General features: G+C 72.2%; 20 protein-coding genes, 1 tRNA gene and 1 riboswitch. Of the genes, 8 read left to right on the plus strand and 13 right to left on the minus strand.

Annotated elements, in window-relative coordinates; genetic code table 11:
• Positions 1-59 precede the first annotated feature (59 nt).
• From SSP24_RS29680 to SSP24_RS29700, 4 genes are all read right to left on the minus strand, one after another.
• Entirely contained in the window at positions 60-1,328 is a 1,269-nt protein-coding gene (locus SSP24_RS29680; RefSeq protein WP_141312964.1) for an aspartate aminotransferase family protein, read from the minus strand.
• Positions 1,325-2,440, minus strand: a complete 1,116-nt coding sequence (locus tag SSP24_RS29685) for an SDR family oxidoreductase (protein WP_141312966.1) — start codon at positions 2,438-2,440, stop codon at positions 1,325-1,327. Before SSP24_RS29685 ends, SSP24_RS29680 begins: the two co-directional genes overlap by 4 nt.
• 79 nt (positions 2,441-2,519) lie before the next feature.
• Positions 2,520-3,818: an acyl-CoA dehydrogenase family protein gene (locus tag SSP24_RS29695; RefSeq protein ID WP_229866099.1), complete on the minus strand. Its 1,299-nt coding sequence runs from the start codon at positions 3,816-3,818 to the stop codon at positions 2,520-2,522.
• A gap of 253 nt (positions 3,819-4,071) precedes the next feature.
• The gene (locus SSP24_RS29700; RefSeq protein ID WP_141312967.1) at positions 4,072-5,202 is read right to left on the minus strand and encodes a dihydrofolate reductase family protein; all 1,131 of its coding nucleotides are present in this window, start codon (positions 5,200-5,202) and stop codon (positions 4,072-4,074) included.
• 84 nt (positions 5,203-5,286) lie between these two features.
• On the opposite strand from SSP24_RS29700, the gene SSP24_RS29705 reads away from it, so the two are divergent.
• Together SSP24_RS29705 and SSP24_RS29710 are read left to right on the plus strand one after the other, a co-directional pair.
• A complete protein-coding gene (locus SSP24_RS29705) occupies positions 5,287-5,799 on the plus strand; it encodes a MarR family winged helix-turn-helix transcriptional regulator (RefSeq protein ID WP_141312968.1) in 513 nt (170 codons plus the stop codon).
• Between the two features lie 116 nt (positions 5,800-5,915).
• Positions 5,916-6,542, plus strand: a complete 627-nt coding sequence (locus SSP24_RS29710) for a GTP cyclohydrolase II (protein ID WP_141312970.1) — start codon at positions 5,916-5,918, stop codon at positions 6,540-6,542.
• Between the two features lie 24 nt (positions 6,543-6,566).
• Here SSP24_RS29710 and SSP24_RS29715 read toward each other — a convergent pair whose 3' ends face one another.
• Positions 6,567-7,085: a cupin domain-containing protein gene (locus SSP24_RS29715; RefSeq protein WP_141312972.1), complete on the minus strand. Its 519-nt coding sequence runs from the start codon at positions 7,083-7,085 to the stop codon at positions 6,567-6,569.
• 322 nt (positions 7,086-7,407) lie between these two features.
• Positions 7,408-7,668, minus strand: coding sequence for a phosphopantetheine-binding protein (locus SSP24_RS29725; protein ID WP_141312974.1), 261 nt, complete (start codon positions 7,666-7,668; stop codon positions 7,408-7,410).
• Positions 7,669-7,867: 199 nt separating this feature from the next.
• Between SSP24_RS29725 and SSP24_RS29730 the strand changes: the two genes are divergently transcribed.
• Both SSP24_RS29730 and SSP24_RS29735 read left to right on the plus strand, forming a co-directional pair.
• A tRNA-Met gene (locus SSP24_RS29730) sits at positions 7,868-7,941 on the plus strand.
• A gap of 310 nt (positions 7,942-8,251) precedes the next feature.
• Positions 8,252-8,430: riboswitch (cyclic di-AMP (ydaO/yuaA leader) on the plus strand.
• Between the two features lie 12 nt (positions 8,431-8,442).
• Positions 8,443-9,498 carry a M23 family metallopeptidase gene (locus SSP24_RS29735; RefSeq protein WP_141312976.1) on the plus strand — a complete coding sequence of 352 codons (1,056 nt, stop codon included), beginning with the start codon at positions 8,443-8,445 and terminating at the stop codon, positions 9,496-9,498.
• Between the two features lie 90 nt (positions 9,499-9,588).
• On the opposite strand, the gene SSP24_RS29740 is transcribed toward SSP24_RS29735, so the two are convergent.
• The 4 genes from SSP24_RS29740 to SSP24_RS29755 form a co-directional block, all read right to left on the minus strand.
• A complete protein-coding gene (locus SSP24_RS29740; RefSeq protein WP_141312978.1) occupies positions 9,589-10,899 on the minus strand; it encodes a PrsW family intramembrane metalloprotease in 1,311 nt (436 codons plus the stop codon).
• Positions 10,900-10,964: 65 nt separating this feature from the next.
• On the minus strand, positions 10,965-11,795 hold the full coding sequence (gene trmB / locus SSP24_RS29745; protein ID WP_141312980.1) for a tRNA (guanosine(46)-N7)-methyltransferase TrmB: 831 nt from the start codon (positions 11,793-11,795) through the stop codon (positions 10,965-10,967).
• A gap of 212 nt (positions 11,796-12,007) precedes the next feature.
• Positions 12,008-13,246 carry an L-2-hydroxyglutarate dehydrogenase gene (gene lhgD / locus SSP24_RS29750; RefSeq protein WP_229866107.1) on the minus strand — a complete coding sequence of 413 codons (1,239 nt, stop codon included), beginning with the start codon at positions 13,244-13,246 and terminating at the stop codon, positions 12,008-12,010.
• 162 nt (positions 13,247-13,408) lie between these two features.
• Positions 13,409-14,833, minus strand: coding sequence for an NsdA family TPR-like regulatory protein (locus SSP24_RS29755; protein ID WP_141312982.1), 1,425 nt, complete (start codon positions 14,831-14,833; stop codon positions 13,409-13,411).
• Between the two features lie 756 nt (positions 14,834-15,589).
• Here SSP24_RS29755 and SSP24_RS29760 point away from each other — a divergent pair.
• Positions 15,590-17,680, plus strand: coding sequence for an asparagine synthase-related protein (locus tag SSP24_RS29760; protein WP_141312984.1), 2,091 nt, complete (start codon positions 15,590-15,592; stop codon positions 17,678-17,680).
• A 3-nt stretch (positions 17,681-17,683) separates the two neighbouring features.
• On the opposite strand, the gene SSP24_RS29765 is transcribed toward SSP24_RS29760, so the two are convergent.
• Entirely contained in the window at positions 17,684-19,531 is a 1,848-nt protein-coding gene (locus SSP24_RS29765) for a sigma-70 family RNA polymerase sigma factor (protein WP_141312986.1), read from the minus strand.
• A gap of 250 nt (positions 19,532-19,781) precedes the next feature.
• The gene (locus SSP24_RS29770; RefSeq protein WP_141312988.1) at positions 19,782-20,531 is read right to left on the minus strand and encodes a TetR/AcrR family transcriptional regulator; all 750 of its coding nucleotides are present in this window, start codon (positions 20,529-20,531) and stop codon (positions 19,782-19,784) included.
• 371 nt (positions 20,532-20,902) lie between these two features.
• Between SSP24_RS29770 and SSP24_RS29775 the strand changes: the two genes are divergently transcribed.
• Both SSP24_RS29775 and SSP24_RS29780 read left to right on the plus strand, forming a co-directional pair.
• Complete coding sequence (locus SSP24_RS29775) at positions 20,903-22,288, plus strand: NAD(P)/FAD-dependent oxidoreductase (RefSeq protein ID WP_141312990.1); 1,386 nt, start codon at positions 20,903-20,905, stop codon at positions 22,286-22,288.
• A 245-nt stretch (positions 22,289-22,533) separates the two neighbouring features.
• Positions 22,534-24,180 (plus strand): ATP-binding SpoIIE family protein phosphatase, encoded by a 1,647-nt coding sequence (locus SSP24_RS29780; protein WP_141312992.1) that lies wholly within the window; start codon positions 22,534-22,536, stop codon positions 24,178-24,180.
• A gap of 23 nt (positions 24,181-24,203) precedes the next feature.
• Here the strand turns inward: SSP24_RS29780 and SSP24_RS29785 are convergent, their stop codons facing one another.
• Complete coding sequence (locus SSP24_RS29785) at positions 24,204-25,475, minus strand: MFS transporter (RefSeq protein ID WP_174864739.1); 1,272 nt, start codon at positions 25,473-25,475, stop codon at positions 24,204-24,206.
• A gap of 138 nt (positions 25,476-25,613) precedes the next feature.
• Between SSP24_RS29785 and SSP24_RS29790 the strand changes: the two genes are divergently transcribed.
• A complete protein-coding gene (locus SSP24_RS29790; protein ID WP_141312996.1) occupies positions 25,614-26,162 on the plus strand; it encodes a MarR family winged helix-turn-helix transcriptional regulator in 549 nt (182 codons plus the stop codon).
• The last annotated feature ends 285 nt before the right edge of the window (positions 26,163-26,447 follow it).

Consider the following 26,447-nt stretch of genomic DNA (forward strand, 5'->3'; position numbering starts at 1 on the left):
AGGGGGTTACCTTTCCGCCGTCGCCGGGACGGCTCATACGCTCGTATAAGGGGGAGTGGTCAGGCGAGCCGGTCGGCCACCGCCCGCAGCGACTCGGACAGAGCCGTGCGGAACAGCCCCAGTTCCGCGTCGGTGACGACGGCCGGCGGGGTCAGGCGCAGCACTCGGCCCGCGTTGAGGGAGTGGTTCACCAGGACGCCGCGACCGACCAGCTCCAGGATCAGCTCACCCACCGCCTGCTCGGCGCCCAGCTCCAGCCCGATCAGCAGGCCGCGTCCGCGCACGTCCCGTACCAGGCCGCCGGTGTACGGCGTGCAGGCGGCGCGAACGCCGTGCAGCAGCCGCAGTCCCAGCGCCCGGGCCCGCGTGACGACGTCCTCCCGGTCCAGGGTCTGCACGGCGGCCAACGCGGCGGCGCAGGCCAGCGGCGAGGCGGCGAAGGTCGAGGTGTGCAGGTAGGGATCGCGGGAGAAGGGGGCGTACGCCCGCTCGGTGGCCACCATCGCGGCGACGGGCACCACCCCGCCGCTCAGGCCCTTGCCGACGAGCAGGACGTCGGGGCTGACCCGCTCGGTGTCCACGCCCCACCAGGAGCCGAGCCGGCCGAGCCCGGTCTGGATCTCGTCGACGATCAGGAAGGCGCCGTGGGTGCGGCACAGCCGGCCCGCGTCGGCGAGATAGCCGGGCGGCGGGATCCGCACCCCGCCCTCGCCCTGCACCGGTTCGACGATCAGGCAGGCGCGCGGCCCGAACCGGGCGAGGGCCTGAGCCAACGCCTCGGTGTCGCCGTACGGCACGGACACGGAGTCGGGCAGCAGCGGCCGGAACGGGTCCTGGTAGAGGGGGTTGGCGGTGGCACTGAGCGCGCCGAGCGTCTTGCCGTGGTAGCCGCCGGTGGTGCTGATCAGCGCGGTGTGCCCGTGGACGCGGGCCAGTTTGAGCGCGGCCTCGGTGGCCTCCGCCCCGGAGTTGACGAAGTGCACCCGGTCCAGGCCCACCGGGGTGTGCGCGGCCAGCGCCTCGGCGGCGCGGGCCGCGACCGGCTCCAGGAAGACCCGGGTGGCCAGCGGATGCGCGTCGATCTGCCGGTGCACCGCTGCGGTGACGGCCGGATGACGGTGGCCGAGGATGAACACGCCGTAGCCACCGAAGTCGAGGTAGCGGCGGCCGTCGGAGGTGTGCACCCAGACGCCCTCGGACGACGTCTCCACCATGCCGCCCAGCACCTCACCGAGCACGGCACGGCCCGCGGCCAGATGCTCGCGATAGACCCGGGCGACGTACGACGGGTCCGCCACGGCCGCTTCTGTGGCCGGGGAGACGGTCATGACGCCAACCTCCGCGCGGCGGCGGCCCCGTACGACACGTGCGGCGCCCGGCGTGGCCCGCCCGGGCCCGCCGACCAGGCGGCGAGGTTGCGTACGAGCGCCCGGCGCAGGTCGTCCCGGGACACCGCCGTACCGCAGTGCGCGTCGCCCAGCGAGGAGTCGAACGGCAGGGCCCGCTGGAACACCAGCAGTAACTCGGCGTACGTGTGGAAGCGGCGGCGCAGCGACTCCGGGAACGACGGGCCCTCGATCAGCGGCAGCAGCAGCCGGTGCACCGACTCCAGCGGGATCAGCCGGGGCGGATGCGGCCGGGGCCCGTACCGCTCGGCGAACTCCAGGCAGACGTCGACGACTTCGCCCTGCGACAGCGCCTGGTCGCCGGCCGTCAGCCAGTACTCGCCGCCGGTCACCCCGGCACGCAGCAGCTCGCCCACGGCACGCGCCACGACGTCCTGCGGCACCATGTCGATCCGGGCGTCCGGCGCCCCCGGCAGTACGGGCACCTGGCCCTTGACGATCGCGCCCAGTGCCCGGGTCAGTCCCTGGGCGCCGGCGATCCGGCCGGTGCGGGAGTCGCCCATGACCACCGACGGGCGCAGGATCGTCGTCGGCACCGCGGCCTCGCGCACCGCCTGCTCGGCCGCCGATTTGGAGGCCAGGTAGGCGGCGGCGCCGGGGAAGCGCCGCCGCTCCTCCGGGGCCAGCGGGTTGGCCACGAAGGCGGTGCTGATGTGGTGGACGGGCGCGTCGGCGCGGGCGGCGAGGTCGAGCACGGCGGTGGTGCCGTTCAGGTTGGCCCGCCAGATCGCCTCGGGCGCCGCCTTCCAGTTGGTGGCGGCGGCCGAGTGCACGACGACGTCCACGTCCGCCGTCAGCCGCGCCAGGTCGGACGGGAGCAGGCCGAGGCCCGGCTGCGTCAGGTCGGCGCGGACCTCCTCGACGCGCGGGTCGGCAACGCGGGAACGGTGGCGCAGGCAGACGATGCGGTAGCGGGGCGCCAGCTCCTCGATCAGGGCCCGGCCCAGGACGCCGGAGGCGCCGGTGAGGAGGAGGGTGGGGCGGTTGGGTGCGTCGGGTGCGTGCAATGCGTCGACTGCGTCGGATGCGGGCATGCGAAGGATCCCCTCGGTCGGATGAGTGGGGGGTGAAGGGGCGAAGGGAACAGGGCCGTATCAGGCTGTCGGTGGCGGGTCAGGCGACAGTCAGTGGGTCGCCCGCCAGGTACGCGGCCAGCGGGCCGGTCATCCGGGAGCGGGACGGCGGGTGCAGGGCCAGGCCGTGAGTGCAGGTGGCGAGGTGGCCGATCTCGTCGGAACTCATGAAGTTCAGCCCGCCGAGCAGCTCGACCGCCCGCGGCACGATCCGGGCGAGGGCGTCCTGGACGCCGTAGCGGACGAAGAGGGACTCGGCGAGGGCGGAGTCGTCGAGGGGGGTGTGCTCAGGCATGGAGCTGCCGGACGCAGAACGGTCGGACGAGACCCCGTCTGCCGAGGCCCCGTCGGACGGGAAACCGTCGGACGAAGACCTGTCGGCCGAGGCCCTATCGGACGGGAAACCGTCGGCCGAGGCCCCGTCCGCCGAGGCCCCACCCGACACGCCCTGGTCCACCCTGCGGGCCAGCCCCTCCACCGACGCCGCAGCCGACTCGACGGCGACCAGCAGCGCGACCCGCTCGCTCTCGGGCACCCGATCGTTCAGCAGCACCCGCTCCACGAGCGCGCTCGCGGCGCCCAGATAGCTCCCGGTCATCAGCAGCTCGAACCACACCAGACCGAGCCTCTGCACCGCGTCGAGCCGTTCGCCGGGCGGGCACGCGGTCCGCACCAGCAGGTCCGGCGGCACGAGGACGCCGTCCAGGGTCACCTGCTCGCTCTCGGCGCCGGCCAGGAAGCGGCTGGACCAGAAGCCGCTCACCGTCAGGCCCTCGCTGTCGGCGGGGATCAGCGCCACGGCCAGCTCGTCCCCCGCGCCGTCCGCGCGCGGTACCAGGACGCTGGCCGTGAGCAGGTCCATGGAACGGGCCAGGCTGCAGGGCCGTTTCACCCCGCTGACGCGCAGGCCCTCCGGGGTCGGTGTCGCGGTCATCGTCGGCGACAGGATGCCGTGCCCACTGCGCCCCTCCGCGAATCCGGACGCCATCAGCAGGTCGTCGCTGGCGACGGCCTGTACGAGCATCCACTCCAGGCCCTCCCCGGCGCCGCTCAGCCCCACCAGGGTGGCCATCGAGAAGTGGTGCATGGTCGTCGCCACGGCGAGCGAGGGAGAGCGGCTGCCGAGCGCCCGCTGTACCCGTACGGCCTCCAGCGCCGAGGCCCCCCGGCCCTGGAGCGACGCCGGCGCCAGCAGCCCGGGACCTCCGCTCTTGCGGAACAGCCCGATTCCGGGGCTGTCGGGCCCTTCGAGGGTCATCAGCGGCACGGCGCGCAGACTGTCGTCGAGCCCCGGCAGCAGCCTGGTGAGGGCCGCGCGCTCACGGTCCAGGAATCTCATGTCGTCCCTGCTCCTTGCTCCTCGGACGCTGCCTGCGGCGACGGCTGCGTCGCGGGGTCGCTGAGGTGGCAGCGTCGCTTGTTTTACGCACGGAGGACAGGGACCCCTCGCGGGGAACTCGGGGGCGCCCGGCGGGAGTTCGGGCTCATTCGGGGGCGCGCGCGAAGGTCCGACCGCACATACGGTGCGACGTTGCGGCGATGGCCGAATCGTCCGGGAGCGGCGCCCCCACTTCCGGCAGCGGCGCCCCCACTCACCCCACCAAGTGCCGATTCGGCCCCTTGGCCGCCCCCTCGTACTCCGGCATCACCACCACATCCACCCCGGCCCCCGCCAACACCCCACTCCCGTCGGCCCCCGCCACGAACGTGTCCGGTTCGCGCCAGGCCGTCACCACCCGTCCCACCCCGGCGTCGAGGATCAGCCGCGCGCAGGGCCGGGGCCGGGAGGCACGCCGGGTGCACGGTTCCAGGCTGGTGTAGACCGTGGCGCCGGGGAGGCGTGGGTCCTCGGGGTCGATCTTCGCGAGGGCGGCCTCTTCCGCGTGGACGACCGGGTCGCCGCCCTCCCGCGAGTGGCCCCGCGCCAGCTCCGTACCGTCCTGCGCCACGACCACCGCGCCCACGCTGAACGCCGTCTCCGACGGCGGGCACAGCGCCGCCAGCTCGCACGCCAGTGCCAGCCAGCGGCGGTCGGCCGCCGAGGCCAGACCTCCGACGCCGGGGGCGGTGGGCTCGTAGCGCATGAGGACGACGTCTTCGATGGGCCGTGTCTCGACCAGGCGCAGGCGCCCGGACTGGTAGTGGCCCGGGCCGAAGAGGCGGGGCGCGGACGGGTCGCCGACGAAGAGGGGGGCGAGGACGAGTTGGAGTTCGTCGGCCAAGCCCTCCAGGAGGAGTTGGGTGTGGATCGTGCCGCCGCCCTCCACCATCAGGCGGTCGACGCCGCGTACGTCGTGCAGGTGCGCGAGCAGCGCCCGCCAATCCAGGCTGTCACCGAGCGCGACGACGTCCGCCGCGACGGGCGTCTCCTTGAGGCGCAGGGCGCCCTCCGTCGTCGTATAGACGACCTTTTCGCCGCCCGTGTGCCAGAAGTTGGCGGTCGGGTCCAGTTCGCCGGAGCCGCTCACCGTGACCTTCAAGGGGTACTCCGGCTTCCCCGCCGCCACCCGGGCCGCCCGTCGCTCGGGGGAGTTGACCAGCAGCCGGGGGTTGTCGGCGCGGATCGTGCCCGCGCCGATGAGGATCGCGTCGACGGACGCGCGTACCTCGTCGACCCGGTCGAAGTCGGCCGGGCTGGAGAGGAGGAGGCGTTCGGGGCCGGTGTCGTCCAGGTAGCCGTCGAGGGAGACGGCGGCGGACAGGAGGACGTAGGGGTAGGGCATGGGCGCACTCCACCTCGGGGGCCGGCGGACCGGGGACGGACCGGCGGGCTTGGTTCAAGTTTTAAGCAAACCTACACTGGCGGTATGACGACTCGCTGGCTCACCCCGGAGGAGCAGCGCGCCTGGCGCGCGTACATGGGTGCCACCCTCCTCCTGGAGGACGCGCTCGACCGGCAGCTCCAGCAGGAGGCCGGCATGCCGCACCTGTACTACTCCATCCTCGCCAACCTCTCCGAGACCCCGGAACGCCGCCTGCGGATGACCGATCTCGCGGAGAAGCTGAAGATCACCCGCAGCCGACTGACGTACGCCGTCACCCGGCTGGAGAAGGACGGGCTGCTACGACGCGAGGAGTGCCGTTGGGACAAGCGGGGCAGCGTCGCCGCGCTGACGGACGAGGGAATGGCCGTGGTGGAGCGGCTGGCGCCGGGGCATGTGGAGACGGTTCGCGCGACGTTGTTCGATCATCTGAGTCCACAGCAGGTGGGGCAGTTGGAGGAGATCTTCACCCGCGTCGCCCAGGCCCTGCAAGAGGAGGCCGGGCGGGGCGCGGCGGGGGATGTGCCGTGGCGGCGCCGGTCGTCGTCGTGCTCGTGAGGCCTCAATGGCCCAGTGAGGTGGATCACAAACAAGTTGCTTCAACTTTAAAGCAGGGAGTAGGGTCTCCGATCGAAGGGCTGCTTCAAAACTGAAGCACCTAACCGGAGACCCGTATGCCCGACTTCCCCGCCGTCACACCGCGCGCCCGCGTCCGGGTACCGCTGCGCTTCCACGACGGCTACAGCGTCGACGCCGACCTGGTCACCTTCCACGGCCTGACCGACGGCCAGGAACACGTGGCCGTCGTCCTCGGCGACCCCGGCCCCCGCCCCCTCGTACGCCTGCACTCCGAATGCCTCACCGGCGACGTCTTCGGCTCCGCCCGCTGCGACTGCGGCCCCCAGCTGCGCGAGGCGGTCGAGCGCATCGCGGCCCGCGGCGGCGTGCTGCTGTACCTCCGCCAGGAGGGGCGCGGCATCGGTCTCTACAACAAGCTCGACGCGTACGCCCTTCAGGACCAGGGCCTCGACACATACGAGGCGAATGCCGCGCTCGGCCTCCCGGAGGACGCCCGCGACTACACGGCGGCCGCCCAGATGCTCCGCGCCCTGTCCATCACGGACCTGGACCTGCTGTCCAACAACCCCGACAAGGCCGACCAGCTCCGCGGCCTCGGCATCACCGTCCACGACCGCGTACCCACCGGCGTCTTCAGGACCGCCCACAATGTCCGCTACCTGCGCGCCAAGGTCCTCCAGACCCAGCACACCCTGCCGCTGGCGGAGCTGAACGCGGGGTGAGCGGGGGGTCCTCGGGCCCCGGGACTACTCAGCCCCAGCATCGAAGTCCTCCACGAAGTAGCTGTCGTGCCGGACACGGAACTGCTTGAGTTCCTCGCCACCGCGCTGCGCCATCTCGGCGACCCGCTCGAAGTACTCCTCGCGGGGGGCGCCCGGGGAGAAGAGCATCAGCATGGACATGGGCTCGTCGGTCACGTTTCTGAAGGCGTGCAGGCCACCGACTGGTACGTACAGGAAGTCGCCCGCGCGGCCCGTGACCCACTTCTCGCCGTTGTAGAGCTCCAGTTCGCCCGACAGGATGTAGAAGGACTCCGACATCGCCCTGTGGAAGTGGGTCTTGGCCCCGGCGGACCGTGCACCCAACTCCACCTTGTACAGACCGAATTCGCCGCCGGTCGACTCATGGGTGGCGAGGTAGTGCGTCGAGCCGCCGGGTGAGGAGATGTCCGGCGGGGTGCCGGCCGGGCGGAAAAGCGCGTTCACTTCACCCTTGTCGCCGTGGTAGCGGGGCTCCGGGTACGCGAGGTGTTCCGGGTACGACATGATGCGCTCCTTTTCGGCAGGCCTCCACCGACATGGTGGCGCCCAGCTCTGAACGGCCACATCGGCCCATTGGATGATCTTGACGGGGCCCTGGAACGAGGGCCGGGGACCTAGGGCCTCTCGTTTGGATCATGCCGGCGTCGCGGGCCCTGGCACGCGCATCTGCCGCGTTGTCGTCACTCGCCGACGCTCCGCGTCGACTCCCTCCTCCGCCTTGCAACTGCACGCACCAGACCCCGCTCGGCTCGGGCCGAAGGGCGCAGTCTCTCTCAGCCGACCTGATCCAAACGAAAGGCCCTAGCAGCGGGGGCCTAGGGCCGCATCAGGACGCATCGCAGAAGGCCCGTGCGGCTTCACCGAGGGTGGAGGCGGGGGAGAGGTCCAGCGCCGCGTCGGGCAGTACGACGCCGAACTCGTCCTCGGCGGCCACGACGAGTTCCCTCAGGGCCAGCGAGTCCATGCCGAGACTCTCGAAGGTGGCCTCGGGCGTCACCCGGCTCCGGCTCACCGGCATGTCGAGGTGGTGGACGAGCAGCGCGACCAGCGGCTCGGGCAACTCGGTCCGTCCTGTGGCCTGGATCATACGGAGGGCTCCTGTTCGGTCTCCGAGTCGTTCTTAATGCCCTACTTGATGCCGTTCTTGATAAGGAACGCGCGACCCGGGCGACCGGCTACGGCTCGATCGGGTGGTCCCCGAGCGGCTGGAAAACGCTGGTCAGCGGGGCGGGCGGAAACCGTGGCGCGTCCGGCCCCGCGCATGGCGTACACTGGTGACACAACGACGCGGGGTGGAGCAGCTCGGTAGCTCGCTGGGCTCATAACCCAGAGGTCGCAGGTTCAAATCCTGTCCCCGCTACTGAAGGCCCGGGGCCGGAATCCAGATCATGGATTCCGGCCCCGAGTCGTTTCCCCGTCGGCGACCATCCCCGTCGGCGACCGTCACCAGGGGTGAGCGAGCAAACGCCCTCCGCATAACAACTGACACACAGTCAGATGTGGCTACGGTCCTGAGCGCCGGTCAACTCGCCCGATTTTCGCCGTTCATGGCCTGTACGTCCTGGCAGAAAACGTTAATGATCAAGTGGAACGGCTTGGAAATCAGGCCCCGGTTCTATTAACGTCCGATAACGCAGCGCGGTCGTCCCAGCCGTCACAAGAGGCGGCTCCGTGCGCACGCGCCGAATCCCGCGCGCGGCCCTCACCGGCCACACAAGGGAACCGGGGAACCACCACCTTGGGGTGAATCGGGCGTATGCCGCCGTAGCAGTACGGCTGGTTTACGCGCGTAGGAGACCTTCCTGCTCCGAACCCGTCAGCTAACCCGGTAGGCGAGAAGGAAGGAAAGGAGTACGCCCACGTGGCGTCAAACCGGCCTGCCCCACAAGCCCCGTTCGTGCCGGACCAGCGCACCGCCGACAGCACTGACACGTTCGTGTACGGCGCACCGCGCACCGACGAGGGCCCGTGGGAGGAGTGGAACCCCACCGCGGAGTCCATCCGTCCCGTACGCGGCCGGCATCGCGTCAGCAAGCAGCGCGGCGGCGGACTCGCCCGCAGCTCCACCGTGCTCGGCGTCGGCGTCATAGCCGCGGTCGGCGCGGGCGGCATGGCCAGCGCGAACACCGGCAAGCCGCCGGTGTCGATCTCCCTGCCCGACCTGCCCTCCGTCGGCGCGCTGATCTCCGACGACGACTCCGACTCCGACTCCGCCGACACCAAGACCGCGAGCGCCCCGCTCAGCACCCTCGGCACGACCGCGGCGGACACCGCGGAGGGCACCACCGACGCCGGTGAGGCACTGCGCGCCCGCATCATCGCGCAGGCCGAGCAGCAGCAGGAGCAGGTCGAGAGCAAGGCCGCCGCCGAGGCCGCGGCCGCCGCCGAGAAGGCCGCCGCCGAGGCCGCCGCCAAGGCGGAGAAGGAGGCCGAGGAGAAGGCCGCCGCCGCGAAGGCGAAGGCCGAGGAGGAGGCCCGGAAGAAGGCCGAGGCCGAGCGGCTCGCCGCGCTGGCCAAGCAGTACGCGCTGCCGACCTCCTCGTACACCATCACCTCCACCTTCGGCCAGGCCGGCGCCCTGTGGTCGTCCGGCTACCACACCGGCCTCGACTTCGCCGCGCCGAGCGGCACGCCCATCAAGGCCGTCCACAGCGGCACCATCACCGAGGCGGGCTGGAGCGGGTCGTACGGCTACAAGACCGTGCTCACCCTCGACGACGGCACCGAGATCTGGTACGCCCACCAGTCCTCGATCGGCGTCAGCGTCGGCCAGAAGGTCACCACCGGCGATGTGATCGGCCGCGTGGGCGCGACGGGCAATGTGACCGGCGCGCACCTGCACCTGGAGGTGCACACCGGCGGCTCCGGCGGCATCGACCCGCTGGCCTGGCTGCGCAGCAAGGGCCTCAACCCCTGAGACGCGCTTCTCCCGAACCCCGGCGGTCCTGACGGCAACCCCCCCGACGTCAGGGCTGCCGGTTTCGGCTGTCCGCCGCCTCTTCGTGCCCTACGACCGATACGGGTTGTACGCCGGGTAGGGCGCCGTCGGCCCGTGCACCGGTGCCCAGCCGTACACCGGCGGCATCATCACCGGCAGCGGCGGCGCGGTCACCCGTGCCGCGTACTCCAGCGCCGGGCGGGCGATCTCGCGGCGGTTCCACAGCTCCTGGAGCAACTCGCGTTCCCGTACGACGAAGTCCGCCCGGGCGCGGCCCCGGCGGCCCCGATGCCGTAGGAAGGCCAGCGACGTGGCGTACGCCTCGTACTGCGCGACCGCCCGGGCGGCCGGCTTGCCGAGGTGGTGGCCGGCGTACTCGCGGGCCAGCCGGCGGGCCCGCATCGAGCCCAGGGCGAACGGTTCGGCGGGCGAGAGCCAGCCGGCGACGACGTAGGCCGGGAGCTCCTCGCGGACGGTGCGCAGCTCCCGCTGCCGCGTCCAGATCACCAGCCAGGTCAGCAGCCCGAACGCGGGCACCATGAAACCGCCGTACACCGCGAAGAAGCCGTAGTCGCCGAAGGTCGCCGAGCCGTTCCAGAAGGCGTGCATGCCCATCGCGAGCAGCAGTCCGGCCGGGGGCAGCAGGAAGCGGCGTAGCCGCTGGCGCTCCCCGGCGAGCGCGGCGAATCCGAAGCCGATGCCGGTGAGCACCGTGAACAGGGGGTGCGCGAACGGCGACATGATGACCCGCACGAAGAAGGTCGCGGCGGTCACCGACGCGATTCCGCTGTGGCCGGCCAGCTGGTCGGTGCCGAAGGCGGTACCGAGGTAGAGGATGTTCTCGGTGAAGGCGAAGCCGGTGGCGGTGACGCCGGCTATGACGACGCCGTCGAGGATGCCGGTGAAGTCGCGGCGCCGGAAGAGGAAGAGCAGCAGGATCGCGGCCGCCTTGGCGGACTCCTCCACGATCGGGGCTATGACCGTGGCGCCCCAGGTGTCGGCGCTGGTCGGGTCGGCGGTCGCGGTGGCTATCCATCTGGTCGCGAAGCTGTTGGCGATGATCGCGATCAGCGCGGCCGCGCAGGCGCCCCAGGAGAAGGCGAACAGCAGATTCCGCCAGGGGCCGGGCTCGACCCGGTCCAGCCAGCGGAAGGCGGCTACGAGCAGCGGCACGGGCAGGATCGCCAGGCCCAGGCCGACCAGAAAGCCCTCGGTGCCGGTCTGTTCCCGGACCAGGGCGAGGATCACCAGGCCGGACAGCGTCAGCAGCGTGATCAGCGCGCCGTACCGCACCCACCGCTTGTGCCACCAGTGCGCGTGCCGCAGGGGGCCACCGGTGGGGATGCCGGGGTTCGTCGGGTACGGGGAACTGGTCGCCACGGCAAGACCCTAACGAGGGAAGGTTCGAACGAGGGAAGGAATTACGGCTGACCTTCGCGCCGGTCTTACTGTCGGCCTTCGCGCTGGTCGTCGTGCGGTACGCGGCGGAAGAGCAGGTCGTTCACCACATGACCCTTGTCCAGCCCCTGGCCCTCGAAACGGGTGAGCGGGCGGAATTCGGGGCGCGGCGCGAAACCTCCGTCGGGCCGGGTGTTCTCGAAGGCGGGGTGCGCGGTGAGCACCTCCAGCATCTGCTCGGCGTACGGCTCCCAGTCGGTCGCGCAGTGCAGGATCGCGCCCGGCTTCAGGCGGCTCGCGGCGATGGTGAGGAAGTCCGGCTGGATCAGCCGGCGCTTGTGGTGCCGCTTCTTGGGCCAGGGGTCGGGGAAGAAGACGCGCAGCCCGTCGAGGGAGTCGGGGGTGAGCATCTCGCGCAGCAGGATGATGGCGTCGCCGTTGGCCACCCGGATGTTGCTGAGGCCGCCCTGATCGGCGAGGTTGAGCAGATTGCCCTGGCCGGGGGTGTGTACGTCCACGGCGAGGATGTTGGTGTCCGGGTCGGCGGCGGCCATCTGTGCGGTGGCCTCGCCCATGCCGAAGCCGATCTCCAGCACGACGGGGCTGCCGTTGCCGAACAGCTCGGCGAGGTCGAGGGTCCGCCGCCCGTCGATGTCCAGCCCCCACTTGGGCCACAGCCGCTGCAACGCGTCCGCCTGCCCCGCCGTGACCCGGCTCCGCCTCGGCTGGAAACTGCGGATCCGCCGCTCGAAGTGCGAACCGGCGGGATCCGCCTTGGGCCCGTCCGGGAAGCGCGGCTCACCCTTGGCCCGGGTGTGGCGGATGCCGCCGTCGGGGGCGTGGTGGGGGGCTTCGGGGGTGTTGAGGGAGTCAGACACAGTGGATTCGATTTTACGGGGTTCGGGTTCGGGGGATTCGCGGGCGGGGGCGAGGGCGTGGGTGCGGAGGCGGCTGTGGGTGGGTCCCCTCGCGTCTGCCTGGTTGAGGTCGTGCCGGGGGTGCGGGCCGGTGGGGGTTGCTCGCGCCCACGCGGCGGAGCCGCATATCAATACAGCCCCGCGCCCCTGGGGCCTGCGGCCCCGATAGGGGCTCATGCCCGGCCCAGTGCGATCAGTGCCCGCCGGGCCACCTCCCGGCCGATCGGCAGGGAGGCCGTCGCCGCGGGGGACGGGGCGTTCAGGACGTGCACGGCCCGCGCACCCTCGTGGATCAGGAAGTCGTCCACCAGCGTGCCGTCCCGGAGCACCGCCTGCGCCCGTACCCCGGCCGCCGCCGGGACCAGGTCCTCCTCCGTCACCGCGGGCAGCAGCCGCCGCACCGCCTCGGTGAACGCCGCCTTCGACACCGACCGCCACAGCTCCCCGCCCCCGTACCGCCAGTGCCGGCCCGCTATCCGCCACGCGCCGGGCCAGGTCAGCGTCCGGGCCAGCTCCCGGGGCCGGACCACGCCCCAGCCGTAGCCCTCGCGGGCGAGCGCCGGTACGGCGTTGGGGCCGACGTGGACGCCGCCGTCGATGCCGCGCGTGAGGTGCACGCCGAGGAACGGGAACGCCGGGTCGGGGACCGGATAGACCAGGCCGCGCACCAGCTCGGGCCGCGCCAGCTCGTAGTACTCCCCCCGGAACGGGATGATCCGCATGCCGGGGTCGTCCCCGGTCATCCGGGCGACCTCGTCGCAGTACAGCCCGGCGCAGTTCACCAGCACCCGCCCGCGCACCACGGCCCCGTCCGCCGTCCGCACAGCGACCCCAAGCTCCGGGCGCCGGTCGACTTGCAGCACCTGCGCGCCGTACCGGATCTCGGCCCCGGACGCCTCGGCCAGCTGCCGCGCGACCGCGACGAAGTCGCACACCCCGGTCGTCCCGACGTGTATCGCCGCCAGGCCCCGCACCTCAGGCTCGTACTCCGCGATCTGGGCCGCGACCAGCTCCCGAACCGGAATGCCGTTCTCCCGGCCGCGCTGCACGAGCGCGTGCAGCCGGGGCAGCTCCGAGCGCTCGGTGGCGACGATCAGCTTGCCGGTGACGGCGTGCGCGATGTCGTACTCCGCGCAGAACTTCACCATCTCCGCGGCACCCCGCACCGCGTACCGCGCCTTGAGCGAGCCGGGGCGGTAGTAGACCCCGCTGTGGATGACCCCGCTGTTGCGCCCCGTCTGGTGCCGGGCGGGCCCCGCCTCCTTCTCCAGCACGGTCACCCGCGTCCCCGGCGCGGCACGCGTGATCGCATACGCCACCGACAGCCCGACGATCCCGCCGCCGACCACCAGCACGTCACAGTCGTAGGCGCCCGCCCGCACCCGCACCACCTCCCGCCTTCGATAGTGCACTGCGCCACTGACAACGCCTTGAAACCCGGGATCACACCGGCGCCGGTTCAGGGGCGCGGGGCTGTATTGATATGCGGCTCCGCCGCGTGGGCGCGACCAGCCACGCACGGCCCGCACCCCCGCGACGGCACAAGCCAGGCAGACGCGTAGGGACCCTGCGGCTTAGGCGGGAGCCATGAGCAGAGGCCGAGCCCGCTCCCGCAACTCCACCACCCGCGGCTCATCCCCATACGGCTCCAGCCGATGCAGCAGATCCCGCACATACTCCGTGGTCCGCGCGGACGATATCCGCCCCGCGACCTCCACCGCCCGCACCCCCTGCTCGCACGCCGCGTCCAGGTTCCCGGACTCCAGTTCGGCAACCGCGGACACGACAAGCCGCAGCCCGTGCGAGCGGACGAACTCCTCCGTGGGCTTCGACAACGCCTGCTCGGTGAACCTCCGCACCTGCCGCGGCGCCTTCAGATCCCGATAGCACTCCGCCGCGTCGGCGGCGAAACGGTCGTAGGAGTAGAAACCGAGCCAGGACGGGTCATGGTCGCCGTCGCGGGATCGTTCCAGCCAGCCCTCGGCCGCCTTCAGCGCCGCCCCGGCGGCCTGGGCGTCACCCGCGCGCGCGTGTGCGCGTGCCTCGACGAGGCGGAAGAAGCTCATGGTGCGGGCGGTGGCCAGCCCCCGGTTGCGCTCCAGCGCGGCCTGGGCGAGGTCGACGCCCTCGTCGCCGAAGCCGCGGTAGGTCGCCTGGAGCGACATCGACGCCAGTACGTAGCCCCCAAGGGGTACGTCAGCCGCCGCGCGAGCCAGCCGCAGCGCCTGGATGTAGTACCGCTGCGCGGCCTCCTGCTGGCCGGTGTCGAACGCCATCCACCCGGCAAGACGCGTCAGTTCGGCACTCGCCCCGAACAGCGCCCGCCCCACCTCGTCGGAGTACGAGCCGAGCAGCAGCGGTGCTGCCTCCACTCGTAAGCACTCGGGCACCATCGATGAACGCCAGTCGCCGCCCCCGTACTTGGAGTCCCAGCGCCTGGCGTCCTCCGCGGCCTCCCGCAGCTTCTGCACATCGCTGTGGCCGACTTTGATCGGTGCGCCGGAACCTTCCGCCGGGTTCACCTCGCGCGCGACCGAGCTGTCGGCCGGGGTTATCAGCCACCGCGAGGCGGGCGTTGCGTATGCGCTCACTGCGAACGACCCGGCGAGCGACTGCCAGATGCCGCCGGAGCCGGCTCGGCGGCCGGCGAAGTCGAGGCGGTACAGCTCAGTCGCCGACCGGACCGCCTGTCCGACGTCCCGGGGGAAGGCGAGGCCGACCTCCGGCGCCGGATCCGCGTCCGCCAGGCCGATCTCGTGGAGTGGCACCGGACGGCCCAGCTTCTGGCCGATCGCGGCCGCGATGAGGTGCGGCGCGGCACCCTGCGGCACCATGCCCTTCGACACCCAGCGCGCCACCGACGTCTTGTCGTAGCGAAGCGTCAACCCGCGTTGGGCGCCAAGGTCGTTGACGCGTCGTGCGAGTCCCGCGTTGCTGATTCCCGCGAGGGCGAGAACGGCGCCGAGTTTTTCGTTCGGCCCGCGTTGCTCCCTGGACATGCGCCACCCCTCGACACAGACGGCTGCCGCGCTGGCATAACCACGCGGCATTCGTAAACCCAGCGTAGTTCGCCGCATCCCAAGCGTTAAGGGGCATTCTTCCGGATGGCGGGATTGTGGTCCGTACGGAAGTACGGTCCCGGTACGCACAGTTGTGGCGTGCTCCCGGTGTGTGGCCGTGCGCCCGTCCGTGCGCTCTTCTCCGGCCATCTCGGGAGCGGTTCCATGGCTGTGCGTGGGTCGGCCCGCTGTACTGGGACCAGTGGGCTGGGGGATACCGCCGCCTCAATCCCCGCGGGCGGCGGACCGGTCCGGGAGGCGAACTCCGCCTCCCGGACCGTGCGTAGACGGAGCGGTGCGCAGAGCCTGTACGGAGCGTGCACGAAACGTATGCACGTGCACCTGCCCGGAATCGATTTGGCCGAAAACCGACCCCGCCCTCTACGGGTGATTACCGCGTCCACCATGGACTTTGAGGGCGCGTAGGGGGTTTTCAGGGGGCGTATCGGGGGCGCATTCGCGTCGCAGTCGCCTTGTGGCAAGCCGCTGTTGGGGCGGACCGCGGGGCGTCATGCGGCGCCTTCCGGGGTATCTCCGGGGTATCTCCGGGTGGTTCGGGGTTGCGCGAGGCGGTGCGCGGGGCGCATTCGAGGGATCACAAGCGGCACCGCCGCCGCTCTGCGGCGCGTTCTTCGTGGCAGCATGGTGAACCGGTTCGTACGGTGCACTGGTTGTCCACAGCCTGTGGAGGCGTCGATGCGGTGGTTGGTGGGTTGGAGCAGCACCGCCACGGGGTCCGCCGAGATCGGCTCGGCGGGGGCGACCGGCTACGACGGCGAGACCCTGCACCCGGTCGGCTCCCAACTCCTGTGGGGCGACCCGGATCCGCTGTGGGCGGTCGGCGACTGGCGGCCCGACGAGGTCCGCCTCGTCACGGCCGACGCCCGGACCCGGATCGCGGTCCTCGGCACCTGCGGCGCCACCGACGAGGAGCTGCGCCTGGGACTCCTCGCCGCGCGCGGAGGGGCACTTCGGCATCTGACGGCCTGGCCCGGCAGCTACACGGCGGTCGTCCAGGTCGGCCGGCGCATCACCGTCTGCGGCGATCTGGCGGGCGCCAGGCCCGTCTTCCACACCCCCTGGGCGGGCGGCACCGCCTATGCGACCGCCGCGCTGCCGCTGGCCGACCTCATCGAGGCCAACCTCGACTTCGGGCACCTCGCCGCCTTGCTGGCCGCCCCCGACGTCCCCGCCGCGCTGCACGACTCCACCCCGTACGACGGCGTACGTCGCATTCCGCCGGGGCATGCACTCATCCTGCGCGCCGGGGCGCGCGAGGTCGCCGGGTACGAACCGGTCGCCTCCCTCGCCGTCGCCGCACCGCCCGCCGACCCCGACCGCGCGGTCGACGCCGTCCGCGACGCCCTCGTCGAGGCCGTCCGCACCCGCCTCGCCGCCCCGCGGCACGTCCCCGGCGCCGGCATCGACCCCGGGCCGGTCCCCGGGATGGGCCCCGCCGAACGGCGTGCCGCGCGCGGGATGCCGGTGCCCGGCATCGGAGCGGACCTGTCGGGCGGGTCCGCCTCGGGCACGCTGGCGCTGCTGGCGGCGGGGCTGCCGGGCATGCCGGGCACCGTGCTGGGCCACGGCACGGGCGCCGGCGAGCGGCTGCTGGCGGTCACGTTCAACGATCTGGCGGTGGGCGGCCGTGAGGCCGAACTGGAGCGGGCGGGAGCGCTGGCCGCCAACCCGCGCTTCCACCACGTCGTCGTGGCGGGCGGCGAGGAGACCCTGCCGTACGCCGACCTCGACGGCCCCCTGACCGACGAACCCGGCCCCAGCCTGGTCACCGCCGTCCGGCACCGCGCCCGGCTCGCCTCCGGCAGCGCGGACCACCTCACCGGCTACGGCGCCCGCCAGGTGCTGGACGCCCATCCGGCCCGCCTCGCCGACCTGCTGATGGACCGGCAAAGGCGCCACCTCGTCCGGCCCGTGGCGGCCCTCGCCAAGGCCGACGGGTCCGTCCTGGTCCCCGCGCGCGTGTACGCGGCGGCACGACGGCTCGCCCGCACGCCCTACGGGTCCGGTCTGGAGAACCTCGCCGAGCGGCTGCTGCAGAAGCGCTTCGAGGAACCCGGGGGCGCGGCCGGTGCCTCGCTCGCCGCGCTCACCTGGGCCAGACCCGGCCCGGCGGCGCGCTGGCTGACAGGAGAGGCACTGGCTGAAGTATCGATTCGCTTGCAGGGGGCCACACACCGCTCCGGCGCCGGGCTCGGACCCGGTCAGCGACCGGGCGACTTCCGCGCGCGGGCGGCACTCGCCCGCACGGCGGCGGACATCCGGGTGCTGGAACAGGCCGCCGAGATCCGCTTCCAGCGCCTGCACGCGCCGTTCCTCGACAACCAGGTCGTACGGGCCTGCCGCGCCCTCCCGGAGGCCCTGCGCGTCCAGCCCGGAGCACGCGCGGCCATTCTGCGTACGGTCCTGAAAGGGGCCGGCATCACCGACCTCCCGCCCGGCTGGGGCACCCCCTCCCACGCACCGTCGGCCGCCGCCGCGCGGGCCGGCCTCCGGGTGGCGGTCGACTCCCTGATGGTGCTGTTCGACACGCCCCTGCTGGCGGAGGCGGGCCTGGTCGAGGCCCGGGTCGTACGCAAGGCACTGCGCGCGGCGACCCAGGGCGAACCGCTGCCCCTGGACGGCCTGGCGGACCTGGTGTCCCTGGAGCTGTGGCTACGACGGCTGCTGGCCAGGCGGGGCACCTGCTGGACCGGGACACCCGCACGCGCGCGTGCGGTGCCCGCGGGGATCACGCCGAGGCGGGGAGCACTGGCGTCCGGCGCGTGAGGGTCACCCACAGGTGAACTTGGACTCCGCCCAGTCCGCCACCGCCACGTGGTCGACATGGTCGTGCGGCTCCACGACCAGGCGAACCGTCCTGCGCCCGGTGAGGTCCACATGCACCGGTGTCGCCGCGTCGCCGCCCCTGATCAGAGCGGACTTCCAGAGCCGGGTGCCGTCGGCGTAGATCGAGAAGTAGACCTTGCCCAGGCCCAGCGTCGAGTCGTCGACGCCGACCAGGGCTTCGTACGACGTGCAGGCGCGGTTGAGGTCGACGATGACGGAGGACCGGGCGTGGACGCTGACCCCGCGCGCGTACGTCGTCCCGCCGATCGACAGGCCGTAGCGCTGCCAGACCCAGCTGCTCTCGCTCAGCCGCAGTTCGGGCTTGGTGCCGTCGCCTGTGAGGTCGTAGGAGAGCTCGTTGAGCTGGTAGGAGGCGGGGGGCGGGGGAGTCGGGGTCGGTGTCGGGGGTGGAGTGGGGGTTGGCGTGAGGGTTGGTGTCGGGGTCGGCTTCGGGGTGGGTGTGGGGGTGGGGGTCGGTGTCGGGGAGGGGGACGGGGTGGGCGTCGGGGTCGGGTTGGCCGCCGGGATGACGGGGGGTGCTGCGGGGGGTTCCGGGGCGGGTTCCGACGGGGTGGGGGTTGGCGGTTCCGGCCGGGTGGCCGGGGCCGACGCGGGGGGCTTGGCCGCGGGCTTCTTCTCGGCCGGAGCGTAGTTTCCGGCCAGGGCGATGGCCACGACCGCGATCGCCGTGGCGACCACACCGGCCGCGATCCCGGCCTTCACGGGCGCGGCCAGGCCCTCCGACGCCACCGCACCGCCCCCGCCGCTCGCCCCGCCGGACGAGCCGCCCGCCGCCGAGGCGGCCCCTGCCGCGCCCGCCGCACCGGCTCCGGCACCGCCAGCGACGATCCCGGCCGTCTTGGCGTACCCGGCGGCCCCGAACCAGCCGATGACGGCGACCGGCACGATGGCGGGGATGCTGCTCGCGAGGTCCTCGATCTGGCTCGCGGCCAGCCGGCACTTGGGGCACTCCTCCAGGTGCTGGCGCAGTCCCCGCTCTGCGCGGGTGCGCAGCCTGCGGCGGGCGTACGTGCCGAGCTGGTCGGCGTAGCGGGCGCACTCCTCGTCGCTGGTGAGCGTGGCGCTGACGTGGGCCTGGAGGTAGGCCTGCTTGAGGCCCTCGCGGGCGCGGCTGGCGAGTACGCGCGTGCCGTTGGCGTCGAGCCCGAAGAGCGTGGCGACCTCGCTCGGCGACTCGTCCTCGACCTCGGTGTGCCACAGCACGGCCTGCCAGCGCTCCGGCAGCGAGCGGAACGCCCGCATCGCCAGGGACTGCTCGGCCGCGTGCATGGCGCGCACATCCGCGCCGAGGTCCAGGGTGTCGCTGTCGGACACCTCGGCGGCGCGGGCGGACTGGGCGGCGAACACCGCGAAGTCGTCGACGAGTTGCTCGCGTTTGGCGGAGTTCGTCCAGTTCGCGGCAACGCGCCGGACGGTGGTGAGCAGATAGGCCCGTACGGCGTGCTCGGGGCCGTGCCCGCCGCGTACTGCCTGGAGCGTGCGGGCGAAGACCTCGGCGGTGAGGTCGTCGGCGGTGTGCGGGTCGCGGCAGCACGTGCGCGCGTACCGGCGTACGGCCTCCGCGTGGCGGCGGTACAGCTCCTCGTAGGCCGTGTCGTCGCCCGCGCGCATGCGGCCGATCAGCTCGGCGTCGGACGGCGGCAGCTCGATCGGTGGTGGCAGGACACTGTCCTCCCGCCCGTCGCGCTGCGCCGGCACCTGGGGTGCGGTCAGGCCGTCGGTCTCACCGCCCTCGTCACCGAGTGACTCGTCCCGCCCGTCAACGCTCATCGCGGAAAGCCCCCGCCGCCTGCTCAACCCGTCCCGAACAGGGGCCAGGTTGCCATATTGGCTGTTGTTCGGCGGCGGTCGCGGAGAGCATCCACCCGTCCGTGGGGGCCTGTCGTGAGCCATTGCTAGTGCTCAGCCGTTCGGAGCAGCCGACAAAGGGCCTCCGAGGGACATGGTTTGGGCAGGTGCCGGGCGAGGCGTGGGTGGGACGGCACCCACGCCCACCGTCATACCGGCCGCAGCCCCAGCCTCACACCGGCCGCGACCGCAGCCCCTCCAGGAGGATGTCCAGCAGCCGCGCCGAGGCCGCCGCCTGATGTGCCGCGTCCGGCAGCGAGGGTGCCGCCGTCGCGATCACCAGCAGGACGTCCGAGACCGACACGTCCGGCCGCAACTCGCCCGCCGCGCGCGCCCGCTCCACGAGCTGGCCCACCACGTCGAGCAGCGCCGCCGCACCGGCGTCGTCCCCGGCCGCCGCGGGTGTCTGAGACACCAGCCGCAGCTCACCGCCGCCCGGCTGCGTCCGCTGCTGCGGCACGCGTGCCTCGTCGGGCTCGCCCTCCTCGGCGACGCCGACCCGCAGCACCTGCGGCGGCAGCAGCCGCCCGGCACCGGACGCCACCGACGTGCGCAGGAAGCGCGACAGGGCCGACCACGGCTCGTCCTCCTGGCCGAGCGCCGCCCGGGCCTGGTCGGTCAGCCGGGACGTCTCCTCCTCGGCTATTCGCCGCACCAGGACGTCCTTGCTCGGGAAGCGCCGGTACACCGTGCCGACACCGACCCGCGCGCGGCGTGCCACGTCTTCCATCGGCGCGCCGTAGCCCAGCTCGCCGAAGACCTCGCGAGCGGCCCGCAGTACGTGTTCGAGGTTGCGCTGTGCGTCCACCCGCAGCGGCGCGGTCCGCGGGCCGTCCCCGCGTCCGTTGCCCGCCACCGCGCCGACCGCGCCACCAGGTGCGATGGCAGATGCGGAAGACCAACGAGAGTCCTGAATGTGCATACGAATTCCCCCGGTAATGACGTCTCCCCCCGGAGACGCTCCCCGCCGTTGGTTGCCGGAGCGCGGGCCGCCGGACCGCCCGTCGCGAACCCGGAGAACCGACGAGTGCATCCCCCTACACCCCGTCGACACATGAACATAGTTGAGAGACAGTCAATTCAGAAGGGGCAGGTTCCGCACAGTGCGCCCCCCGATCGGAGTACGGGTCGTATACGTCCCGATTGCGCCCCCCTGCCCCACCCGGCTTACAGCGCCTGACCTGCGCGGCTCCCTGCCGCCCGGCCATTTCGGCCAACCATGGGCACGCTCCCAGTCCGGTCACACAAATTGCCGGGGCTGTGGACAAACGCAAGCGACGGGTGCGTCATGGGATGGTGAAGGAACGTGCACGCATTCTCGTTGTCGGCGGCGGCTACGTCGGGATGTACACGGCCCTGCGCCTGCAGCGGAAGCTGAGGCGGGAACTCAGGCGGGGCCAGGTCGAGATCACCGTCGTCACACCCGACCCCTACATGACGTACCAGCCGTTCCTTCCCGAGGCGGCCGCCGGTTCCATCTCCCCGCGCCATGTGGTCGTACCGCTGCGCCGCGTCCTGCCCGACTGCCGCGTGATAGTCGGCGAGGTCCGCTCCGTACGGCACGCCGAACGCCTCGCGACCCTCACCACCCTCGCCACCGAGGAGGAGGGCACGGGCGCCGAGCAGCTGTCGTACGACGAACTGGTCCTCGCCCCCGGCTCGATCGCGCGCACCCTGCCCGTCCCCGGTCTCGCCGACCACGGCATCGGCTTCAAGACCGTCGAGGAGGCCATCGGCCTGCGCAACCACGTCATCGAGCAGATGGACATCGCCTCCTCCACCCGCGACCCCGCGATCCGCGACGCGGCCCTCACGTTCGTCTTCGTCGGTGGCGGCTACGCCGGCGTCGAGGCGCTCGGCGAGCTGGAGGACATGGCCCGCTACACCACGCGCTACTACCACAACATCCGCCCCGAGGACCTGAAGTGGATCCTCGTCGAGGCCTCCGGCCGCATCCTCCCCGAGGTCGGCGAGGAACTCGGCCGCTACACGGTCACCGAGCTGCGCCGCCGCAACATCCAGGTCCTCCTGGAGACCCGCCTGGAGTCCTGCGCCGACCGGGTGGCGGTCCTCAGCGACGGACAGCGCTTCCCCACGCGTACGGTCGTCTGGACGGCCGGCGTCAAACCCCACCCGCTGCTCGCCGCCACCGACCTGCCGCGCACCGACCGGGGCCGCCTGAAGTGCACCCCGGAGCTGGCGATCGAGGGGCACGCGCACGCGTGGGCCGCGGGTGACGCCGCCGCCGTACCCGATGTCACGGCCGACGCACCCGACTCGCCCGGCGCATCCGCCGCCGAGTGCGCCCCCAACGCGCAGCATGCACTCCGCCAGGCGAAGGTCCTCGGCGACAACATCGTCCACTCCCTGCGCGGCGAGCCCCTCCAGACGTACGCCCACAAGTACGTCGGCTCGGTCGCCTGCCTCGGACTGCACAAAGGCGTCGCCCACGTCTACGGGCGCAAACTGAAGGGCTACCCCGCGTGGTTCATGCACCGGGCCTACCACCTGAGCAGGGTGCCGACCTTCAACCGCAAGGCGCGCGTACTCGCCGAATGGACCCTTTCGGGCCTCTTCAAACGGGAGATCGTCTCCCTCGGTTCACTCGAACATCCCCGAGCGGAGTTCGAACTCGCGGCCGGTGGAAAGCCTCCTTACGACCCGAAGGGGTCGACCTGACCATCCCGAGGAACTCCAACGGCCACCCCGGCGTCTGACGGATGTCGGCCCGGTCGGCCACACTGCCAGACTGGTCCACGCGTCAGGGTGGACCCCCACCCACCCTGCCCACCGAACCCACGAGGCTCTTCCCAAGTGCTGCACTTCCCAGGGGTCGTGACAAGGCACGGCCACCGCCGCGCCACCCCCGGGGGACCGGGCCGGGTCCGGAGCCGGTCGACCACGACTACACGAGGCAAGGATTCGTGAACTTCACGCGCTGGAGCGCCCGGCTCCCCGGAACGCAGCGCCGCGCCGCAGCGCGGACCGACCAGACGGTCACGACGGACCGTCGCGGGGACGGCTCCGTCCCGGCCGCCCGCGTCGAACAACTGACCGACGACCCACCGTCGGCCCCCGCCGTCGACGAACTGCCGGTACGCGAGGTGCTCGAACGCGTCCCCGCGCTCGTCGCCCTCGTCCACGGCCCCGACCACCGCCTCGCCTACGTCAACGACGCCTACGCCACGGCCTTCGGCGGCCGCCCGCCGGGCGAACCGGCCGGCGAGGCCCTCCCCGAACTCCGCGACCTGGGCCTGCTGCCCCTCCTCGACCAGGTCCTGCGCAGCGGCAAGCCCCGCACGGTCAAGTCCCGCAAGGCCCCCGACGGCCGCTCCTACACCTTCACCTGCACCCCCGTGGCCGACGGCACCGGCGACGGCGTCCTGATCTTCGCCACCGACGTCACCGACCACGCCGAGGCCGCCGAACGCCTGCGCGCCAGCGAACGCCGCCAGCGCGAGACGGCCGTCACCCTGCAGAGGTCGCTGCTCCCCCAGGAGCTCGAACAACCGGACGACCTGCGCATCGCCGTCGCCTACCAGCCGGGTGGCACGGAGGCCGCCGTCGGCGGCGACTGGTACGACGTGATCACCCTCGGCGGCGGCCGCACGGCCCTGGTCATCGGCGACGTCATGGGCCGAGGCGTCCGCGCGGCAGCCGTCATGGGCCAGCTCCGTACGGCGGTCCGCGCCTACGCCCGTCTGGACCTCCCCCCGCACGAGGTGCTGCAACTGCTGGACGGCCTCGCCACGGAGATCGACGCCAACCAGATCGCCACCTGCGTGTACGCCGTCCACGACCCGAACGAGGGCCGGCTGGTGTACGCATCCGCAGGCCACCTCCCCATCCTCGTCCGCGACGAGAACGGCACGGTCCTGCGCGCCGACGAACCCACCGGCCCACCCCTCGGCACCGGCGGCTGGATGCACACCTCGGGCTCGGTCCCGCTCGCCCCCGGCTCCATGGCCGTCCTCTACACCGACGGCCTGGTCGAGCGCAGGGACGCCGACCTCGACGAGGGTATCGAGGCCCTCCGGCACGCCCTCGCCGGCGCCACCGGCACACCCCAGGTGATCTGCGACCGCCTGCTCCGCTCGGCCGGCGTCACCGCCGACCACGACGACGACGTGGCCGTCCTGGTCCTCCACCATCCGGCCCGCACCGGCGCCGACAGCGACCTCTTCCGCAACGCCGCCCTGGAACTCCTCGGCGGCGTGGAAGCGGCCCCACGCGCGCGTGCCTTCGCCTCCGGCGTCCTCACCAGCTGGCGCTTCCCGACCGACCTGCACGACCTGGGCGTCCTGGCCGCCAGCGAACTGGTCGCCAACTCCCTCCAGCACGGCACCCCACCCATGCGCCTGCGCCTCCGCCGCACCGACCGCCGCCTGATCATCGAGGTCACCGACGGCGACGACCACCTCCCCCGCCGCCGCCGAGCGGATCCCGGCGACGAGTCGGGCCGGGGCATCGCGATCGTGGCAACGATCGCCTCGTCCTGGGGCTGCCGGAGAACACCGGGCGGCGGCAAGGCGGTGTGGTGCGAGTTCGCGCTGCCGAACAAGCCGTCGTAACGGCGTAGCCGCGGACCGTACGGCTACGCCTCCGCCGGCACCGGCTCCGCGGCCCCGCCCCGCGTCACCACCCGGCTGCGCGCAAGCCACGGCTGGTCCTGCGCCTCGGTCAGCTGCCGCCCCAGCCGCACGGCGAGGACGGTGATCCCCAACGAGAACAGCAGGAACGTCACGATGTACGGCGCGTGCAGCGAGGCCCCCATCGGCCCACCCACCGCCGGCCCGACGGCCAGCGCAAGCTGCTTCACCAGGGCGAAGGCGGAGTTGTACTGCCCCGCCATCCCGCTGGGCGCAAGATCGGCGACCAGCGGGGCCACCGTCGGCGACAACATCGCCTCCCCCAGCCCGAACAGCGCGTACGTCGAGATGAAGGCGGCCGTCGCCATCTCCTGACTGCCATGCCCCAGCCCGGCGTACCCCGCCGCGACCCAGGCCACGGCCCAGATCAGCCCTACGGCGGCGATCACCCGCGACCGCCGACGCCGCTCGACGAACTTCAGCACCAGGAACTGCGCCACGACGATCATCGCGGTGTTGGCAGCCAGCGCCGTCCCCAGCGCGGACGTGGAGATCCCGGCGGCCTCGACCCCGTACGCACTGAGCCCCGACTCGAACTGCCCGTAGCAGGCGAAGAACAGCACGAACCCGAGCACACACAGCTGCACCATCGCCCGGTTCCCCAGCAGCTGCCGCCAGCTGCCCTTGGCGGACGCCGCCGGCGCCGCCCCGATCCGCGGCGAGTGCGGCATCCGCACGGTCACCATCACCACGACCAGCAGCAGGAACATCGCCGCCTCGATCGCGAACAGCAGCGTGAACGACGACACCCGCGTCGCGTCCACGAGATGGCCCCCGATCAGCCCACCGACGCCGAGCCCGAGGTTCTGCAGAAAGAACTGCATGGCGAACGCCCGCGACCGCGTCTCCGCCGACGAGCAATCCACGATCATCGTCGCCAGCGCCGGCTGCATCACGGCCTGCCCGGCGCCCAGCGCAGCCGCCGACAGCAGTACGGCGGCCGCACTGCCCGCGAGCCCCAGGCTCAGCGCGCCGATCGCGGCGGTGACCAGGGCGACGAGCAGCACCGGCAGCGGGCCGCGCCGGACGATGGCCCGCCCGGCGAACGGCAGCACGATCAGCGCGGCCACGGCGAAGACAGCGAGGACGAGCCCCGCCGTCACGGCCCCCAGCCCCCGCACCTGCGCCACATAGACGTACAGGTAGGGGACGGTGAAGCCGAGCCCGAAGGCGCTGAGTGCGTTACCCACGTGGATCCGGCGCATCGCTGCGCCCATCGCCCTGGTCACGTTCACCTCTCTCAAGATCGCGAAGCTTCAGAGGTTAGACCTGAAGACTTCGAAGCTAAACTTCGAAGGTAAAGAGTACATACAGAAGGACTTCAACGCCAACGAACCCCGTGCGATACTGCGACCATGGGCGACAACCCCGGCGTCACTGAGCCGACCCTCGAAGAACAGATCGCCGCCTACCAGCGCGAGTTCCAGGACCTCGATCCGCAGGTCGAGAAGATCGTCTCGGCGCTGTCCCGGCTGAACCGCCGCATGAACGTCGCCTACGGCCGCCAGACCGCCGCGCTCGGCATCAGCAACGCCGAGTGGGAGGTCCTCAAGGCCCTCGTTCTGTCCGGCGCCCCCTACCGAATGGGCCCCAGCGACCTCGCCAAGCGCCTCGGCCTCACGCCGGCCGCGATGACCCACCGGATCGACCGCATGGTCGCCGAGGGACTGGTGACCCGGGAGCGGGACGAGAACAACCGCGTACGGGTCATCGTGGAGCTGACGTCGGAGGGCCGCGAGAAGTGGCTGGAGGCGATGCGCCTCGCGACGGTCTTCGAGGAGGACCTCCTCCAGGACCTCTCCCCGGACGAGCGCACGGCCCTCGGTGAGGTCCTGACCAGGCTCCTGCGCAGGGTGGAACACGCCCAGCCGGACGCCGGCGGCCGCCTCAGCGACTTGGACTGACACTGACCACGGCTGACCTGGGCCGATGGGGACGGAAAAGATCTTGACAGAGGATGCTTGACAGCCCCCTCCCCGATCCGTAAAGTTCTTCGGGTTGCCGCGGAGCCGTAACGGTTCTTCGGCAGCACCTCCCGCCGCGAAAGCGGCAACCAAACCACAGCACGATCTCCCGACGGGGTCGATTTCGGCATGCCCGAATTCAATTCCGAATGGGACTCGGCGACCCCGATCGACTCGAGATCGACCCGATTGGGAATCGCCGAGAGAATCCGCTAAGGTTTGAGA

Source organism: Streptomyces spinoverrucosus (genome assembly GCF_006539505.1).
Classification (GTDB): domain Bacteria; phylum Actinomycetota; class Actinomycetes; order Streptomycetales; family Streptomycetaceae; genus Streptomyces; species Streptomyces spinoverrucosus.

Coding starts and splice junctions, on each gene's coding strand:
- SSP24_RS29680 (WP_141312964.1), bottom strand. CDS start 1,328: ATGACCGTCTCCCCGGCCACAGAAGCGGCCGTGGCGGACCCGTCGTAC.
- SSP24_RS29685 (WP_141312966.1), bottom strand. CDS start 2,440: ATGCCCGCATCCGACGCAGTCGACGCATTGCACGCACCCGACGCACCC.
- SSP24_RS29695 (WP_229866099.1), bottom strand. CDS start 3,818: ATGAGATTCCTGGACCGTGAGCGCGCGGCCCTCACCAGGCTGCTGCCG.
- SSP24_RS29700 (WP_141312967.1), bottom strand. CDS start 5,202: ATGCCCTACCCCTACGTCCTCCTGTCCGCCGCCGTCTCCCTCGACGGC.
- SSP24_RS29705 (WP_141312968.1), top strand. CDS start 5,287: ATGACGACTCGCTGGCTCACCCCGGAGGAGCAGCGCGCCTGGCGCGCG.
- SSP24_RS29710 (WP_141312970.1), top strand. CDS start 5,916: ATGCCCGACTTCCCCGCCGTCACACCGCGCGCCCGCGTCCGGGTACCG.
- SSP24_RS29715 (WP_141312972.1), bottom strand. CDS start 7,085: ATGTCGTACCCGGAACACCTCGCGTACCCGGAGCCCCGCTACCACGGC.
- SSP24_RS29725 (WP_141312974.1), bottom strand. CDS start 7,668: ATGATCCAGGCCACAGGACGGACCGAGTTGCCCGAGCCGCTGGTCGCG.
- SSP24_RS29755 (WP_141312982.1), bottom strand. CDS start 14,833: ATGTCCAGGGAGCAACGCGGGCCGAACGAAAAACTCGGCGCCGTTCTC.
- SSP24_RS29760 (WP_141312984.1), top strand. CDS start 15,590: ATGCGGTGGTTGGTGGGTTGGAGCAGCACCGCCACGGGGTCCGCCGAG.
- SSP24_RS29765 (WP_141312986.1), bottom strand. CDS start 19,531: ATGAGCGTTGACGGGCGGGACGAGTCACTCGGTGACGAGGGCGGTGAG.
- SSP24_RS29770 (WP_141312988.1), bottom strand. CDS start 20,531: ATGCACATTCAGGACTCTCGTTGGTCTTCCGCATCTGCCATCGCACCT.
- SSP24_RS29775 (WP_141312990.1), top strand. CDS start 20,903: ATGGTGAAGGAACGTGCACGCATTCTCGTTGTCGGCGGCGGCTACGTC.
- SSP24_RS29785 (WP_174864739.1), bottom strand. CDS start 25,475: ATGGGCGCAGCGATGCGCCGGATCCACGTGGGTAACGCACTCAGCGCC.
- SSP24_RS29790 (WP_141312996.1), top strand. CDS start 25,614: ATGGGCGACAACCCCGGCGTCACTGAGCCGACCCTCGAAGAACAGATC.